Annotated in this window: 14 protein-coding genes; 6 read left to right on the top strand and 8 right to left on the bottom strand. The window is 67.1% G+C overall.

Annotated elements, in window-relative coordinates; genetic code table 11:
• The first annotated feature begins 101 nt into the window (after positions 1–101).
• On the top strand, positions 102–812 hold the full coding sequence (locus ABH900_RS07485; protein WP_429622252.1) for a glutathione S-transferase: 711 nt from the start codon (positions 102–104) through the stop codon (positions 810–812).
• Positions 813–841: 29 nt separating this feature from the next.
• Here the strand turns inward: ABH900_RS07485 and ABH900_RS07480 are convergent, their stop codons facing one another.
• The 4 genes from ABH900_RS07480 to ABH900_RS07465 all read right to left on the bottom strand — a co-directional run bounded on the left by ABH900_RS07480 (position 842) and on the right by ABH900_RS07465 (position 6,325).
• Positions 842–2,446, bottom strand: a complete 1,605-nt coding sequence (locus ABH900_RS07480) for a hypothetical protein (RefSeq protein ID WP_429622251.1) — start codon at positions 2,444–2,446, stop codon at positions 842–844.
• A gap of 655 nt (positions 2,447–3,101) precedes the next feature.
• Positions 3,102–4,820, bottom strand: a complete 1,719-nt coding sequence (locus tag ABH900_RS07475) for a thiamine pyrophosphate-dependent enzyme (RefSeq protein ID WP_429622250.1) — start codon at positions 4,818–4,820, stop codon at positions 3,102–3,104.
• A 128-nt stretch (positions 4,821–4,948) separates the two neighbouring features.
• Positions 4,949–5,806 carry an XAC2610-related protein gene (locus tag ABH900_RS07470; protein ID WP_429622249.1) on the bottom strand — a complete coding sequence of 286 codons (858 nt, stop codon included), beginning with the start codon at positions 5,804–5,806 and terminating at the stop codon, positions 4,949–4,951.
• A 36-nt stretch (positions 5,807–5,842) separates the two neighbouring features.
• Positions 5,843–6,325 (bottom strand): DUF3574 domain-containing protein, encoded by a 483-nt coding sequence (locus ABH900_RS07465; RefSeq protein ID WP_429622248.1) that lies wholly within the window; start codon positions 6,323–6,325, stop codon positions 5,843–5,845.
• 213 nt (positions 6,326–6,538) lie between these two features.
• Between ABH900_RS07465 and ABH900_RS07460 the strand changes: the two genes are divergently transcribed.
• The 5 genes from ABH900_RS07460 (at position 6,539) to ABH900_RS07440 (ending at position 13,291) form a co-directional block, all read left to right on the top strand.
• Positions 6,539–8,974, top strand: coding sequence for a TonB-dependent receptor plug domain-containing protein (locus tag ABH900_RS07460; RefSeq protein ID WP_429622247.1), 2,436 nt, complete (start codon positions 6,539–6,541; stop codon positions 8,972–8,974).
• A 167-nt stretch (positions 8,975–9,141) separates the two neighbouring features.
• On the top strand, positions 9,142–9,900 hold the full coding sequence (gene otsB / locus ABH900_RS07455) for a trehalose-phosphatase (protein WP_429622246.1): 759 nt from the start codon (positions 9,142–9,144) through the stop codon (positions 9,898–9,900).
• Between the two features lie 40 nt (positions 9,901–9,940).
• The gene (locus tag ABH900_RS07450) at positions 9,941–11,722 is read left to right on the top strand and encodes a glycoside hydrolase family 15 protein (protein WP_429622244.1); all 1,782 of its coding nucleotides are present in this window, start codon (positions 9,941–9,943) and stop codon (positions 11,720–11,722) included.
• Positions 11,719–13,083 (top strand): alpha,alpha-trehalose-phosphate synthase (UDP-forming), encoded by a 1,365-nt coding sequence (gene otsA, locus ABH900_RS07445; RefSeq protein WP_429622243.1) that lies wholly within the window; start codon positions 11,719–11,721, stop codon positions 13,081–13,083. Before ABH900_RS07450 ends, otsA begins: the two co-directional genes overlap by 4 nt.
• A 46-nt stretch (positions 13,084–13,129) precedes the next feature.
• Positions 13,130–13,291 carry an OmpA family protein gene (locus ABH900_RS07440; RefSeq protein ID WP_429622242.1) on the top strand — a complete coding sequence of 54 codons (162 nt, stop codon included), beginning with the start codon at positions 13,130–13,132 and terminating at the stop codon, positions 13,289–13,291.
• A gap of 69 nt (positions 13,292–13,360) precedes the next feature.
• Here the strand turns inward: ABH900_RS07440 and ABH900_RS07435 are convergent, their stop codons facing one another.
• From ABH900_RS07435 to rluD, 4 genes are read right to left on the bottom strand one after another with little or no spacing between them, the layout of a single operon-like run.
• On the bottom strand, positions 13,361–13,798 hold the full coding sequence (locus ABH900_RS07435) for a thiol-disulfide oxidoreductase DCC family protein (RefSeq protein WP_429622241.1): 438 nt from the start codon (positions 13,796–13,798) through the stop codon (positions 13,361–13,363).
• A complete protein-coding gene (locus tag ABH900_RS07430) occupies positions 13,773–14,279 on the bottom strand; it encodes a DUF4166 domain-containing protein (protein WP_429622347.1) in 507 nt (168 codons plus the stop codon). Before ABH900_RS07430 ends, ABH900_RS07435 begins: the two co-directional genes overlap by 26 nt.
• 20 nt (positions 14,280–14,299) lie before the next feature.
• On the bottom strand, positions 14,300–15,070 hold the full coding sequence (gene pgeF, locus ABH900_RS07425) for a peptidoglycan editing factor PgeF (RefSeq protein ID WP_429622240.1): 771 nt from the start codon (positions 15,068–15,070) through the stop codon (positions 14,300–14,302).
• Entirely contained in the window at positions 15,070–16,059 is a 990-nt protein-coding gene (gene rluD / locus ABH900_RS07420; protein WP_429622239.1) for a 23S rRNA pseudouridine(1911/1915/1917) synthase RluD, read from the bottom strand. The genes pgeF and rluD overlap by 1 nt, the downstream gene beginning before the upstream one ends.
• Between the last annotated feature and the right edge of the window lie 88 nt (positions 16,060–16,147).

Genomic DNA, 16,147 nt, shown 5'->3' with positions numbered 1-16,147 from the left:
TTCCCCGCGCGTTCCGCTGGCGTTGGGGTTGGACGGCGCGCTCACGCCTGCTTTGCACACCCTGCGCGAGGCTGTGCGTCTCATCGTGTGGGGACGCTGCCATGCAGTACGCGCTGTACTACTGGACCGGCATCCAGGGCCGTGGCGAATTCGTGCGCCTGGCACTGGAAGACGCCGGGGCGGACTACATCGACATGGCGCGGGTGCATGGCGATGCCGTGATGCAGCCGTTTCTCGACGGTGGCAGCGAAGGCGCGCAACCATTCGCGCCGCCGTTCCTGAAGGCGAGACGACACGTGATTGCACAGGTCTCGGCCATCCTCGATTTTCTCGGCCCGACGCTGGACCTGGTGCCGCAGGCGGCCTCGCGGCGGATGCAGGCGCTGCAGTTGCAGCTGACCATCGCCGATCTGGTGGCGGAAGTGCACGACACCCACCATCCGATCGCCGCGTCGAAGTATTACGAGGAGCAGAAGACCGAGGCCAAGGCGCGCGCGACGGCGCTGCGCAGCGAGCGATTGCCGAAGTACCTCGGCTACTTCGAGCAGGTACTGGCGGCCAATGGCGGCCGCCATGCGCTGCGCGAGCATTCCTACGTGGATCTGTCGCTGTTCCAGCTGCTGAGTGGGCTGGACTACATGTTCCCGCGCCGCATGCAGGCGCTCGGCCCCACCCTGCCCCTGCTGCGCGCGCTGCAGGAGCGGGTGGCGAAGCGGCCGAACATCGCCGCCTATCTGGCTTCGGAGCGACGGCTGCCGTTCAATACCAACGGCATCTTCCGCCACTACCCGGAGCTGGATTCAGCCCGGTAGTGCAGGCCGCTGGCCGGCATTACCGCGGATCAGTGGTTGTCACCCAGCGGCTTCACCGGCTGCTTCTGCAGCGACAGCAGGCCCAGCAGCAGCGCCAGCGCCACATAGGCGCCCGCGAACTGCCAGCTGATGATGCGCGCCAGGCCCTCCAGGTCCCAGGGCAGGTAGATGCCGCCGCGCGGGTCCACCGAATGGATCAGGCCGAACAGGGTCAGACCGGCGGCCACCAGCAGGAACCCGCAGGCACGACGCAGGCGGCCATCCACCATCGCCGCCACCGCCGAGATCCACAGCATCGAGGTGATGATGAAGCCGTTGCCGAGGGTGAAGATCACCGCCAGTTCGGGCAATCCGTGGCCGTCGAGCTTGGTCAGCAGCTGCGGCAGCTGGTCCGGTGCGATCCAGCCCGGCGCCTTGATCGCCAGCAGATAGGCCACCGACGGCAGGAAACCGAACACCATCGCGCCGGTGTGGTGGCGCGGCGTGGCCTGGAACGCCTGCGTGGTGATGTCGATGGCCACGTACACGATGATCGGCGCCAGCACCGCCAGCGGCAGCCATTGCACCAGCCCGGAGATGATGCCGAGCATGCCGCCGATGCCGACGAACAGGCCGGTCAGCAGCGTATAACCGCTGCGTGCGCCCATGTGCTTGTAGGCTGGTTGGCCGATATACGGCGTGGTCTGCGCCACGCCGCCGCAGACACCGGCCACCAGCGTGGCCACCGCTTCCACCAGCAGAATGTCGCGGGTGCGGTAGTCATCGCCGGCCGCGCGCGCACTCTCGGACACATTGATGCCACCGACCACCATCAGCAGGCCGAACGGCAGCAGCAACGGCAGGTAGGTCATCGCGGTGGGCAGGCCGTCGAGGAAGCCCAGCGTCGGCAGCGGCAGCACCACCTGCGGCGGCACCCACGCCGGCACATGGAAGCCCGGTGCGCCCAGCCCGGCCAGGCCCAGCCCGTAATACAGCGCGGTACCGAACACGAAGGCCAGCAGCACGCCCGGGCCTCGCACCGGCAGCTTGCCCTTGGCGATCAGCACGTACAGCAGCAGGCCCAGCGTGGTGAAGCCGACCAGCGGCGAGCGCAGCGTTTCCAGCAAAGGCAGCAGGCCCATCAGCACCAGCGCGATGCCGGCAATGGAGCCCAGCAGCGCGGCACGCGGCAGTGCACGGGTGACCGCTTCGCCGAAGAACGACAGCACGAACTTGAGCACGCCCATGATGACCAGCGCGGCCATGCCCAGCTGCCAGGTGGCGATGCCCGCAGCGTGCGGGTCCATGCCCTGCTGCTTGAAGGCGAGGAAGGCCGGGCCGAGCACCAGCAGCGCCATGCCGATGCTGGTCGGTGCATCCAGGCCCAGTGGCATCGCGGTGACGTCGTCGCGACCGGTGCGTGCCGCCAACCTCCGCGCCATCAGCGTGTACAGCAGGTTGCCGACCAGCACGCCAAAGGCGGTGCCGGGGAACATGCGGCCGAATACCACGTCGGCGGGGAACTGGAAGATCCCGACCAGGGCCATGGCGATGAAGCCGAGGATGGAGAGATTGTCGACGACCAGGCCGAAGAAGCCATTGAAGTCGCCAGCGACGAACCAGCGGCGCGGTGCGGCGGAAGCGGGAGCGGACATGGAAGGGGCGGTGGGGGTGGGGACCGCCGATGGTAGGCCCAGCGGGGCCGGCGCGCCAATTCCACGGTGGAATGATGGGTTCCAGCCAACGGCGGAGCCCCTCGTGGCTGGGTTGGTCGCCGAAAGCGGGTTTGTCGGAATGGGCCGGGCGGGTTGGGCTGCGCAGGACACGCCGTAAACCCATCCCTGGGGGCTCGATGGCGCCATCCATGGCGCCAACGGTCCTGCGCAACCCAACCCGCCCGGCCCCTGATAGTTTCCTGCGCGTACCAGCCACGGAAGAGAATCAAAAGATCAAAAGCAAAGGCTGGCTCTCGTTGTAGCTCCTAGCCCACGCTCGGCTGCCGTACGCGAAGCCTCCGAGCCGAGCATGGCTCGGCTCTACAGAAGATCATTCCGGTCATTCTTTCGTTCATCCACGCATGGCGTGGATCTACTGCAGATCGCAGGAGTCTGTCGAAGGCGGGGTGGGGGGGGGGGGGGGGGGGGGGGGGGGGGGGGGGGGGGGGGCGCGGGGGGCGCGCCCCCCGCCCCCCCCCGCCCCCCCCCCCCCCCCCCCCCCCCCCCCCCCCCCACCCCGCCATCCCCCAGGAAACCAGCTTCTGCTCTGGCTCTGGCTTGTAGCGGGTGCAGGGCGCAGCCCTGCATCGCCCCCCTACTTCTTCAGGAAATTGTCCACCAGCAGGTGCTTCACATCGTCGAAGCGGCCGTTCAACACCGCCTTGGCCGCATACAGCGCCGTGCCCGCGACCTGCTTGGCCTCGATCTGCGGTGGCATCACCAGCTCGGCGCGGCTGGTGTGCACGTCCAGCAGTGCGGGACCGCGCTGGGACAGGAAGTCCAGCACCGCTTCCTCCAGCTCCTCGCTGCGCGTGACGGTGCGGCCGTGGAAGCCGATCACCTCGGCCAGGCGGCCGAAGTCGGGGTTCTTCAGATCGGTGTAGTTGTCCAGCAGGCCTTCCACCTTCTGCTCCAGCTCGACGAAATTCAGCGACCCGTTGTTGAACACCACCACCTTGATCGGCAGGTTCTCCTGCACGGCGGTCAACAGATCGCCCAGCAGCATAGACAGGCCACCATCGCCGGACAGCGAGATCACCTGTCGTCCCGGGAATGCCTTCTGCAGGCCCAGCGCCTGCGGCATCGCGTTGGCCATCGTGCCGTGCAGCAGACTGGTCAGCGTGCGACGCCTGCCATTGACCCGGACATGCCGCAGCACCCACACCATCGGCGAGCCACCGTCAGCAGTGAACAACGCATCGTCCGTCGCGTGCCTGGACAGCAATGCAGTCAGGTGCTGCGGATGAATCAACTCACCTTCGCCTGGTTGCTCTTCCTGCTCGCGCTTCTTCAATGCCTTGTCGCGGCGCTCGATGCACTCCTCAAGGAACGCGCTGTCCTCGCGCGGCGGCAGCATCGGCAGCAACGCATCCAGTGTCGGCGCGATGTCGCCGACCACGCCCAGGCCTACCGGGTGGCGGCGGCCAAGATGGCTGCCATCACGATCAACCTGGATGATCGTCGCTTTGTCCGGGTAGAACTGGCCCCAGGCGAAGTCGGCCCCGAGCAGCAGCAGCGTGTCGCATGCCATCAGTGTGTGGAAGCCGGATTCGATGCCGAAGATGCCGGTCATGCCCATGTTGTACGGGTTGCCCGGCTCGACGAAGTCCTTGGCACGCGAGGTATGCGCGACCGGCGCCTGCAGGCGTCGGGCCAGTTCCAGCAGCTGCGCGTGCGCGCCCTGGCAACCAGCGCCGGCATAGACACCGATGCGCTTGCCCTGCCCCAGCAGCTCAGCGATGCGCTGCAGTTCGGCGTCGGAAGGACGCAGCACCGGCTGGGTGTAGTGCACCGAGAACGGCACATCATGCTTCACCTCGGCCTGGCTGATATCAGCCGGCAGGATCACCACGGCCACACCGCGGCGGCTGATGGCCGCCTGGCAGGCAAGTGTGACCACGCGCCGTGCCTGCTCGGCGCTGTGCACCTGCTCGCAGAACACCGAACAACTGGCGTACACCGCCTTGAAGTCCACTTCCTGCGGGAATTCCATGCCCAGCTCGCTGGTCACTACCTGGCTGGCGATCAGCACCATCGGCGCACGGTTGCGATTGCTCTCGAACACGCCGTTGATGAAATGCAGGCTGCCGGGCCCGCAGGAACCGGCGCAGGCAGTCAGCTCGCCGCTGACCAGCGAATCGGCGCCGGCGGCAAAGGCTGCTACTTCCTCATGCCGTACGTGCACCCAGGCGATGTCACTGCCATGCATCGCATCGGTCACATGGTTGAGCGTATCGCCCACGATGCCGTAGCAACGGCGGACACCGGCCTGCTGCAGGGCGTCCACCACGATTTCGGCCACGCGCTTGCTCATCGGATACATCCTCGAACAGGGAAACGTCCGAGGCTAGACCCGAGGAAGTGATGCCTCCGCAAAAAAGGGGACGGAGGGGATTAAATCGTTTGTGCCACAAACGATTTAATCCCCTCCGTCCCCTTTTTTTAGTCGTTGACGTTGATCCAACCCACCACCGCGCCCTGCTTCGGGTTGCGGTAGCGCAGCTTCACCCAGCCGTCCTGTTCATCCAACAGTTCCACGCGGTCGCCCTGCACCAGGTAGCGCTTGGTGCTGGATGCGCCGGGCCGGTCGAACAGGAACAGGCGAGCCGCCACCACAGAGGCCTGCTGACCCTGCAGCGGTCCATCGGGCGGTGCACCCAGGCCATCGGCAATCGCGCTCTCCAGCACACGGCCGGCAGGATCATAGGTGCGCCAGACCGCCAGCGGGCCCTGTTCTTCGGTCTGTTCCCACCGCAGCGCGGCGTTCAATGTATCGCCCAGCATCAACACGTTCTCGGCGCGGTACAGGTAAGGCTTCGCACCCGCGAACCGGTACTGGTCGGCGTACCACATCGGGCCGCTGCGGCAACTGCTGGTGAGGGTGCGGGTGGCAACGTCCACGCTCAGCCCCATCAGGTCACCGCAGCTGTCTTTGCCGTGGGTTTCAGCCTGCAGTGCGCGATACGAAGCACTGGCCGGATCGAACCGGTACACCGTCACCGCCTCGTTGACCATGCCCACCGATGCGCGTACGACCAGTTCCGGATAGCCATCGAAATCGACGTCTTCAAGAGACCACCGCGAATTGCCGTCGGCATCCGCCGCGCCCGCCAGCACCTGGCGCTTGCCCGACGGCGACAGCTGCACCGCGATGCTGCCATCCTGCTGCGGATCGGCATGCGCCTGCACGTGAGTGGCCACCTGGAACCGCAGCATTTCGCCATCGTCGCCACTCGCCTGCGCCGACGGTGCCAGCAGTCCTGCCAGCAGCAGGCCCAGCACGCATTCCCTGTGTTTCATCATCGCTCCCTGCGGCACCGCAGCGGCACCTTCAACTCAGAACGATACCTCGACCGGCTGCCGCGACCACAGCACCGATTGATGCTTGGTCTGCTGCTTCCACGCCAGGCGGATCGCTTCGATATCGGCGCGACGCTGCGGGGTGTCCTCATGCAGCACCACCAGCACCTTGGTGCGCAGGCGGTTGGGCGCGGCATCGCCGCGGAACAGCCACTGGCCGTAGGCATCGAACACGGTCAGGCCATCCGGGAAGCGCGGGGTCACTTCCTTGTCCAGGAAGGTGCGCCACTGCGCCTCGCTGATGGTGTCGGCCTGCGGACGGTTGCCCGCGCCCTGCTCCTCGCCCACTCCGAAATACAGCTCGCTGCGCACCCAGCCGTGGCCGGCGGACGGACGCGCGGCATCGCCCTTCAGTTCGGCGGTGGCGGCGGTGGCATAAGCACTGGGCGCCTGCGAGGACAGGCTGGCGCAACCACTGGTGGCCAGCAGCACGGCGAAGACGAGGCCAAGGTGTTTCATCGGTACAGCTCCGGGGAAGGGGGACAGGGCGAGCCGGCAGCGTACAGCGCCACCGGCCCGGCGTGCTGATGCCGACAGGGCATCAGCTCATGCCGGACCGGCAGGGGCTTGCATCGGCACCGGTCATCACGCGAAGATAATATATCGCTTCATCCGGATGGATGTAAGTGAAAACATCTCCCCTTCCCCGCCGTCGTTGTTGCTGGAGCCCCCATGTCCGCCCGTCCCTCCGTGTCGCCGCTCGGCCTCGCCATCGCCCTCGCGCTTTCCTCCGCCGCCGTCCCGGCCCTGGCCCAGGACGCCACCAACCTGGACACGGTGATCGTCACCGGCACCCGCGCCGCCGACCGCACCGTGCTCGAATCCACCTCCCCGGTGGATGTGCTCACCGCCGAGGACATCCGCAAGGCCGGCGTGGTCAACGGTGAACTGGGCAGTGCGCTGCAGGCGCTGCTGCCGTCGTTCAACTTCCCGCGCCAGTCCAACTCCGGCGGCGCCGACCACGTGCGTGCCGCACAGCTGCGTGGCCTGTCACCGGACCAGCTGCTGGTGCTGGTCAATGGCAAGCGCCGTCATCACACCGCGCTGGTCAACACCGACAGCAAGATCGGCAAGGGCACCACCCCGGTCGACTTCAATTCGATCCCGGTCAGCGCGATCAAGCGCATCGAAGTACTGCGCGATGGCGCCGGTGCGCTGTATGGCTCCGACGCGGTCGCTGGCGTGATCAACGTGATCCTCGACAACGGCGGCGACGGTGGCGAGATCGAAGCCAGCTACGGTGCCAACCACACCGACCTCAAGCCGATCGGGCGCACCCTCACCGACGGCCAGACCGGCAACATCAGTGCCAAGGTCGGCACCTCGCTGGGCGAGGATGGCGGCTTCCTGCGCGTCGGACTGGAGTACAAGCACCGCAACGGCACCAACCGCGCCGGCTTCGACCAGATTCCGCCGTGGGACCAGACGCCGGACAACCTGGCGCTGCAGGGCAAGCGCAACTACGTGCTGGGCGATGGCAAGAGCAAGGACATCAACCTGTGGCTGAACACCGAGATCCCGGTCGGCCAGACCGCCACCTTCTACGCGTTCGGCACCTTCAACCAGCGTGACACCGAAGGCGCGAACTACTTCCGCTACCCCGACGGCGATGCCAACTGGAAGCAGGTCTATCCGAACGGCTACCGGCCGATCTCCGAAGGCGAGAACCGCGACGTGCAGGCCGTGGCCGGCGTGCGTGGCCAGTGGGGCGAGTGGAGCTATGACGGCAGCCTGGATTACGGCCAGAACGACTTCACCTACCGCCTGCGTGATTCGCTCAACGCCTCGCTGGGCCCGACCAGTCCGACCCGCTTCAAGACCGCCGACTACGAGTACGCGCAGACCGTCGGCAACCTCGACCTGAGCCGTGTATTCACCCAGAGCGAGAGCATCAGCCACACGCTCGGCCTGGGCGTGGAAGCACGCCACGAGCGCTACCAGACCCGTCCGGGTGACCCGGCCAGTTATGCCGCAGGCCCGTACACCGATCGCCCGACCGGTTCGCAGGCCGGCGGCGGTCTGACCCCGCAGGACGCGGCCACGCTGTCGCGCGACGTGGCCAGCGCCTATGCCAGCCTGTCCAGCCAGTTCGGCGAGAAGTTCTCCACCGATCTGGCTGCACGCTACGAGCACAGCGATGACTTCGGTGGCGAACTGACTGGCAAGCTCGGTCTGCGCTACGAATTCACCCCCGCGTTCGCCCTGCGTGGCGCCATCTCCAACAACTTCCGCGCGCCGTCGCTGGCGCAGATCGGCTACGAATCCACCTCCACCGGTTACAACGCCGGTGGCCAGCTGGTACAGGGCCGCCTGCTGTCGGTCAACAATCCGATCGCACGCGGGCTCGGTGCGCGTGACCTGAAGCCGGAGAAATCGCTCAACACTTCGCTCGGCTTCACCAGCCGCATCGGCGAGCACTTCGACCTGTCGCTGGACTTCTTCCAGATCGACATCGACGACCGCATCGCGCTGTCGGAGAGCATCACCGGCGACGCACTGACCAACTACGTGGCCGCGAACTACGGCGTCAGCGGCCTGCAGAGCGCCAGCTTCTTCGTCAACGCCGCCGATACCCGCACCCGTGGCGCAGAGCTGGTGAGCAACTGGCGCCAGTCGCTGGGCGATGGTCAACTGCTGCTGACCAGTACCTACGCCTACACCAAGACCACACTGAAGAACGTGCTGGCCACGCCGGCGCAGCTGCAGGCGCTGAACCCCAGCTACGTGCTGTTCGGCATCGAGGAGACCAACACCCTCACCGATGCCACGCCGCGCACGCGTGGCAGTTTCTCGGCGGCCTGGAGCAACGACCACTGGTCGCTGAGCAGCCGGGTGAACCGCTATGGCAGCGTCACCCGCGTGTTCAACTTCGGCGACGGCTACATCCCGCGCCAGACCTACCAGGCCGAATGGCAGCTGGATGCGGAAGTCGAATACCGCATCACCCCGCGCTGGAGCGTGGCCATTGGCGGGCAGAACCTCACCGACAACTACCCGGATCGATCCAACAGCGATATCCACTACTTCGGCAACCTGCCCTACGACGTGCTGTCGCCGATCGGCAGCAACGGCGCGTACTACTACGGCCGCGTCCGCTACACGTTCTGATTGCTCTGGGCGCGGATTCGCATTGGGTGGGTGCGGACCGTTGGTCCGCACTGCCTGGATTCAATGCAGGCCGACCATCGTGCCGGCCAACGGTCGGCACTCATCGAAGCAAGGCAGTAGCCTGCCCTCGACCCCACGTACACGCTCACGCTGGCAAGCTGGGCGTCATGGCTGAATCGCTCCCCCTGCGTCCGCCACCGCCTTTGCTGGACGACGCCTGTGCGTTGTTCCTCGATGTCGATGGTACGTTGATCGAATTCGCTGCACGCCCGGATGCCGTGCAGCTGCTGCCGGATGTGCGTGAAGCCATCGGCCGCATCAGCGACCGCCTGGAAGGTGCCGTGGCACTGGTCAGTGGCCGCCCGCTCGAACAGCTGGACCAGCTGTTCGCTCCCCTGCAACTGCCTGCCGCCGGCCTGCACGGCCACGAACTGCGTGGCCACGACGGGCATGTCCTGCGCGACGAGCACGACGACGACACCGCCGAATGGCTGCACGCGCTGCACCAACAGGCGATGCGCTTCGCCCACGGCCATCCCGGCGTATTGATCGAGGACAAGGGTGTTGGCCTGGCCCTGCACTGGCGGGGGGCGCCGCACGCAGCCAGCGATGTCCGCGCCTTCGCCGATCGCCACGTGCGGGGCCGTACCAGCTACCGCCTGCAACCAGGCGACCATGTGGTCGAGTTCGTGCCCGTGGGCACCGACAAAGGCCGTGCAGTGCGCCGGATGATGCAGTACCTGCCCTTCCGTGGCCGCTTGCCGGTGTTCCTCGGCGACGACCTGACCGATGAGTTCGGCTTCGACGCCGCCAATACCCAGCATGGCTGGAGCGTGCTGGTCGGCGAACGTGAGCCCAGCGCGGCAGTGTTCGCCCTGCCTGACATACGCAGCGTGCACGCCTGGCTGCGTGAGAATGCCTATTGACCCCGGCCACCCCACGGCCGCAACCGAGATGTACCGCGTGATGACCCAACCCGATCTTGATCTGGGCGTGGTCGGCAACGGCAGCTTCGGCGCCCTGGTCGACAAACAGGCCCGCGTTGTCTGGAGCTGCCTGCCCACCTTCGACGGCGACCCCACCTTCTGTGCCCTGCTCGGCCCCAACCAGCAGACCGGCGGCGATTTCGCCATCGAGCTGGAGGATTTCGCCGACAGCGAACAGGAATACCTCACCAACACCGCGATCCTGCGTACCGTGCTGCGCGATGTGCACGGCGGTGCGCTGGAAATCCTCGACTTCGCCCCACGCTGGCGGCAGAACGATCGCTTCTATCGCCCGGTCAGCCTGATCCGTCAGGTGCGGCCGCTGGCCGGCAGCCCACGCATTACCGTGCGCGCACGGCCCTTGGCCGACTGGGGTGCCCGGGTACCCGAATCCACCTGGGGCAGCAACCACGTGCGCTGGATCCTCCCCGAGCACGTGCTGCGCCTGACCACCGACGTTCCGGTACGCATGGTCCGCGAGGGCATGCCATTCGTGCTCAACCATCCTGTCCACCTGATCCTGGGCGTGGATGAATCGCTCAACCGCTCGATCAGCGGCTACGTGCAGGAAGCCTTCCAGCGAACGCGCGATTACTGGCGCGAGTGGGTGCGCTATCTGTCCATCCCGCTGGAATGGCAGGATGCGGTGATCCGCAGCGCGATCACCCTCAAACTGTGCCAATACGAGGACAGCGGCGCGATCATCGCTGCAATGACCACCTCCATTCCGGAAGCGCCTGGCAGCGTGCGCAACTGGGACTACCGCTACTGCTGGCTGCGCGACGCTGCCTTCGTGGTGCGCGCGCTGAACCGCCTCGGTGCCACGCGCACGATGGAACAGTTCCTCGGCTACATCTTCAATCTGGCTACCACTGACGGCACCCTGCAACCACTGTACGGCATTGGTTTTGAAGCCAAGCTGGACGAAGACGAAGTGCCCAGCCTGTCCGGCTACCGCGGTATGGGCCCGGTGCGTCGCGGCAACCTGGCCTGGGTGCAGCGCCAGCACGATGTCTACGGCAGCGTGGTGCTGGCGTCCACACAGTTGTTCTTCGATCGGCGCCTGCAGGATCCGGGAGACGCGCACACGTTCGCCCGCCTGGAACCGCTCGGCGAACAGGCGTTCGCCCTGCACGATGTACCCGACGCCGGTCTGTGGGAATTCCGGGGCCGCACTGAAGTGCACACCTATACCAGTGCGATGTGCTGGGCCGCCTGCGACCGTCTGTGCAAGATCGCCGTGCGCCTGAAGCGCGACGACCGCGCCCGCTACTGGCGCGAGCGTGCCGATACCATCCACGCACGTATCATGGGCGAGTCGTGGAGCGAAGAACGGGGCCACTTCACCGATACCTTCGGCGGCCATCGCCTGGATGCCTCGCTGCTGCTGCTGGCCGACATCGGCTTCATCGATGCCATGGACGCACGCTTCATCGCCACCGTCGAGGCCATCGGCCGCGACCTCAAGCATGGCAATTCGCTGTATCGCTATGTCGCGCCGGATGACTTCGGCGAGCCCGAAACCAGCTTCACCATCTGCACTTTCTGGTACATCGACGCGCTGGCGGCGATCGGGCGCATGGACGAGGCGCGTGCAATGTTCGAGACGCTGTTGCAGCAGCGCAACCATCTGGGCCTGCTGTCGGAGGATCTGGCCTTCGACAGCGGCGAAGCCTGGGGCAATTTCCCGCAGACCTATTCGCACGTCGGCCTGATCACCGCCGCGATGCGCCTGTCGCGGTCCTGGCAGGAGGCATCGTGAGTCGTCTGGTAGTGGTTTCAAACCGGGTAGCGGTACCGGGCGAGAACCGTGCCGGTGGCCTGGCGGTGGGCCTGCTGGCAGCGCTGAAGGAGCGCGGCGGCATGTGGTTTGGCTGGAGCGGCAAGAGCGTGCGCGACGGCAGTGGCACGCTGCACCGGCAGACCGAGGGTGACATCGAGTTTGTCACCCTGGACCTGAGCAAGCGCGAGGTCGATGGTTACTACAACGGCTTCGCCAATCGCACGCTGTGGCCGTTGCTGCACTTCCGTCTGGATCTGGTCGACTATGATCGCGGCACCCGCGAGACCTACCACAAGGTCAATGCACTGTTTGCCGACAAACTCGCGCCGCTGCTGCGCGAGGACGACATCGTCTGGATCCACGATTACCACCTGATCCCGCTCGGCGCGCTGCTGCGAGAGCGCGGCATCGGCTGCCGCATCGGCTTCTTCCTGCACATTCCGATGCCCTCGGCCGACCTGCTGCAGGCGATGCCCGATCACCTGCGCCTGTTCTCGGCGCTGTATGCCTACGACCTGGTCGGCTTCCAGACCCAGCGTGATGCCGATCGCTTCCAGACCTACCTGCGCCTGTTCGGTGGCGGCCGCGTGCTGGACAACGGCGCGCTGGAAGCACCCGGTGGGCGCCGCTTCCGTGCCGCGGCCTTCCCGATCGGCATCGACACCGGGCTGATCGCGCGCCAGGCCGGTACTGCCGCTTCCAAGGCCACGGTGAAGAAGCTGCGCGCCAGCCTGCGCGACCGCCAGCTGGCGATCGGCGTGGATCGCCTGGATTACTCCAAGGGCCTGCCCGAACGCTTCCTCGGCTTCGAACGCTACCTGGAGCGTCACCCCGACCAGCGTGGCTCATTGACCTATCTGCAGATCGCCCCGGTCTCGCGCGGCGATGTCACCGAGTACCGGCAGCTGCGCAGCCAGCTGGAACAGATCGCCGGCCACATCAACGGTGGCCATGCCGAGCCCGACTGGACACCGTTGCGCTACGTCAACCAGAACTTCACCCACGCCACGCTGACCGGCTTCTACCGGGCAGCGGCGGTCGGGCTGGTGACGCCGTTGCGCGATGGCATGAACCTGGTGGCCAAGGAGTACGTGGCCTCACAGGATCCGGAGGATCCCGGCGTGCTGGTGCTGTCATTGCTGGCCGGCGCCGCCGACGAGCTGAAGCAGGCCCTGCTGGTCAACCCGCACGATCTGGATGGCGTGGCCGACGCCATCGCCACCGCCGCCACCATGTCGTTGCGCAGGCGCAAGGAGCGCTGGCACGCGATGATGGAACACCTGCGCACCTACGACATCAACCACTGGCGACGCAGCTACCTGGACGCCCTGGAAGGCTGACCGACCGTCACTACGGCTGCCGGCCACACGCCGGCGGAAACCAAAGGTGCAGCGCGCCGAGGCGGTGTCACAGGCATTGCAGGCGCTGGGCGTGGATCCCACCACGCTGGTGGCGGTCGGCTACGGGCAGGATCAGCCGGTGGCCGACAATCGCAGCGACAGCGGTCGCGCACAGAACCGCCGCATCGGCTACCAGCTGCTCGACTGAGAAAAAGGGGACGTAGGGGATCAAGTCGTTCATGCATGAACGACTTGATCCCCTCCGTCCCCTTTTGGGTCAATCCAGGAATCGCGCGGCCTGTTCGGGTGTCGGCAGGTGGCAGGCGTCGTGGCGCCCGAACCAGCGGTAGCGGTTGCGGGCCAGCATGCGATACGCCGAATCGCGCCAGCGACGTGGCAGCACACGCAGCGCGCCGCTCAAGCGCCAGGCGCCGCCCAGCCCCGCCAGCACACGCAGGATCGCGTCGGTATCAGTCCAGGCGCCGTGCGCATCGATCAGCAGGAACGACGCCGGGTCCTGCGGGTCCAGCCCGTGCGCGCGCAGCAGCGCACTGCCCTGCGTGCCCTGCATCGCCGCGAAGCGATAGCGCCCGGTACGGTCGAAACGCAGCAGGAAACCTACCCAGCGGTTGCACAGCGCGCAGACCCCGTCGAACACGATCACCGCGCTGCCGGTTCCGGCGGCGGCCTCACTGCGCTTCAAGCCAGCCTTCATAGCGGATCAGGGCTCCTGCCCAGGGCAAGGTCACGTCGACCAGGAAAGTGTAGCGCTGGCCGTGCCAGGCCTCACGGCAGCGCACGCCGCCGAACCAGCGCGCCGGCAGCGGCAGCAGCCCGAATGCCCAGACCCGCCGTACCGACCAGTCGATGCCGCCGTCACGCGCCTGCAGGTCGAACTCGAAGCGCACGGCACCCAACTGCTCGCGCAGACGGCCTTCGTGCGCCCACAGCCGCGACACCATCGGCCAGCGGCCGAAGCATCGCGCCCAGCGTTCGCCCTGCCCGTCCGCGCTGAACACCACCTCGGTCGGCAGGGCATCGCCGTCCTTCGGCAACCGCGCCAATGCAGCCAGCAACGGCACCAGCCAGTGCCGTCCACGCTCGATCCGCGCCTGCCCCACATAGCGGCAGGGCAACGGCGCGGCATGCAGCGCCTGCACCGGGGCCGCCAGGGTGGCGAAGGCTGGCCCCAGCACGCGCGCGAACAACGACGCGGTCAGGGGGCAATCCAGGCCAGCGTAGCCATGCGGCCGGTGCAGCGATCGCGCCGGTGCGAATACAGGTCCGGATCGGCCATGGTCGACACCGTACCGCCATACACCTGCGCCGGGTCCATGCCCGCAGACTGCAACCGCTGTCGCGCCAGCGCGAACAGGTCCACCTTCCAGTGGCCCGTGCGGGTGGCAACGAAGGCCATTGCAGCAGCCGGATCATGGCCGACGAAGGCGTGGTAGACCTCTTCGCCGATCTCGTAGTCGGCCGGCCCCGCAGCCGGACCCAGCCAGGCCCGCAGCCGCGCCGGTGGCGTCTGCAAGGCGGCCACGGTGGCCTCCAGCATGCCGTCGGCCAGCCCACGCCAACCGGCATGCGCCGCACCCACTTCACTGCCATCGTCTGCGGCGAACACCACCGGCAGGCAATCGGCGGTCAGGATCGCCAGCACCACGCCCGGTACCGAGGTCACCGCCGCATCCGCCACCGGTTCGCTGACGCCAGGCACCGGCGGCGCAGTGAAGCGCAGCACGGTGCTGCTGTGCACCTGGCGCAGCCAGTGCGGTGCCGAGGGCAATGCCAGCCCCTGCTGCAGCACCTGGCGGTTGTGCTCGACGTTGGCCGGGGTATCCCCTTCGGCCGCGTGCCGGTTGCCCAGGTTGAACTGTGCGAACGGCGCCGGCGAGATGCCTGCGCCATGCCGACGCGTGGTCAGTGCATGGACGCCCGGTGGCGCCGGCCAGTCCGCCTGCAGCAACGGCAGCGCGGCCGTCATCACCAGCGATCCCGCTCGCGCGCAGCGAAGGCGTCGCTGTCTTCGCGCAGCACCTTCATCAGGTGCAGCATGTCGGCCGGCACCGGCGCGGTGTTGCGCACCGTCTCACCGGTGATCGGGTGCACGAACTCCAGCGTCTCGGCGTGCAGCGCCTGACGCTTGAAGCCGCGCAGCGCGGCCACCAGCTCGTCGCTGGCGCCCTTGGGCAGCTTCAGCGCACCGCCGTACAGCGGGTCACCCACGATCGGGTGACGCAGGTGCGCCATGTGCACGCGGATCTGATGGGTACGGCCGGTTTCCAGGCGGCATTCCAGCGCGGTGTGCGCTCGGAAGCGCTCGCGCAGGCGGTAATGGGTCACCGCTTCCTTGCCGTCCTCGCGCACGCCCATCTTCAGGCGGTCGCGCGGGTGGCGGTCGATCGGGGCATCGGCGGTACCGCCGGCCACCAGCGCGCCCATCACGATGGCCAGGTACTGGCGGTGCACGTCGCGTGCGGCCAGCTGCTCGACCAGCGCGGTCTGCGCTTCCAGCGTCTTGGCCACCACCATCACGCCGCTGGTGTCCTTGTCCAGGCGGTGCACGATGCCGGCACGCGGCAGCACCGCCACCGACGGGTCGCGGAACAGCAGCGCGTTGACCAGGGTACCGCTGTGGTTGCCGGCGCCGGGGTGGACCACCAGGCCGACCGGCTTGTTGATCACCAGCAGGTACTCGTCCTCGAACAGCACGTCCAGCGGGATGTCCTCCGGCAGAGCGTCGGTCTGGGTTTCCAGCACCACGTTGAGGGTTACGACCTCGCCGCCACGCAGCGGATCGCGTGGGCGGACCTGGGCGCCGTCGAGCAGGACCTCGCCGGCCTTGATCCACTCGGTCAGGCGCGAACGCGAGTATTCGGGGAACAGTTCGGCCACGACGGCGTCGAAACGGCGGCCGGCGGCGGTGTCGGGGACGATGGCCTGGCGGGCCGATTCAGAGGGTTGTTCAGACATGGCAGGGGGCATTCTTTGAAATTTTGGGGTCCCGGCGGCCGGTTTCAGTCGCTGGACAGGACACTAGGCTATCATCGACCCTTCGTAT

It is taken from the genome of Stenotrophomonas sp. AN71 (genome assembly GCF_050435725.1).
GTDB lineage: Bacteria > Pseudomonadota > Gammaproteobacteria > Xanthomonadales > Xanthomonadaceae > Stenotrophomonas.
The sequence above is the reverse complement of the archived record's forward strand: the minus strand, read 5'-3'. Positions and strand labels throughout refer to the sequence as shown.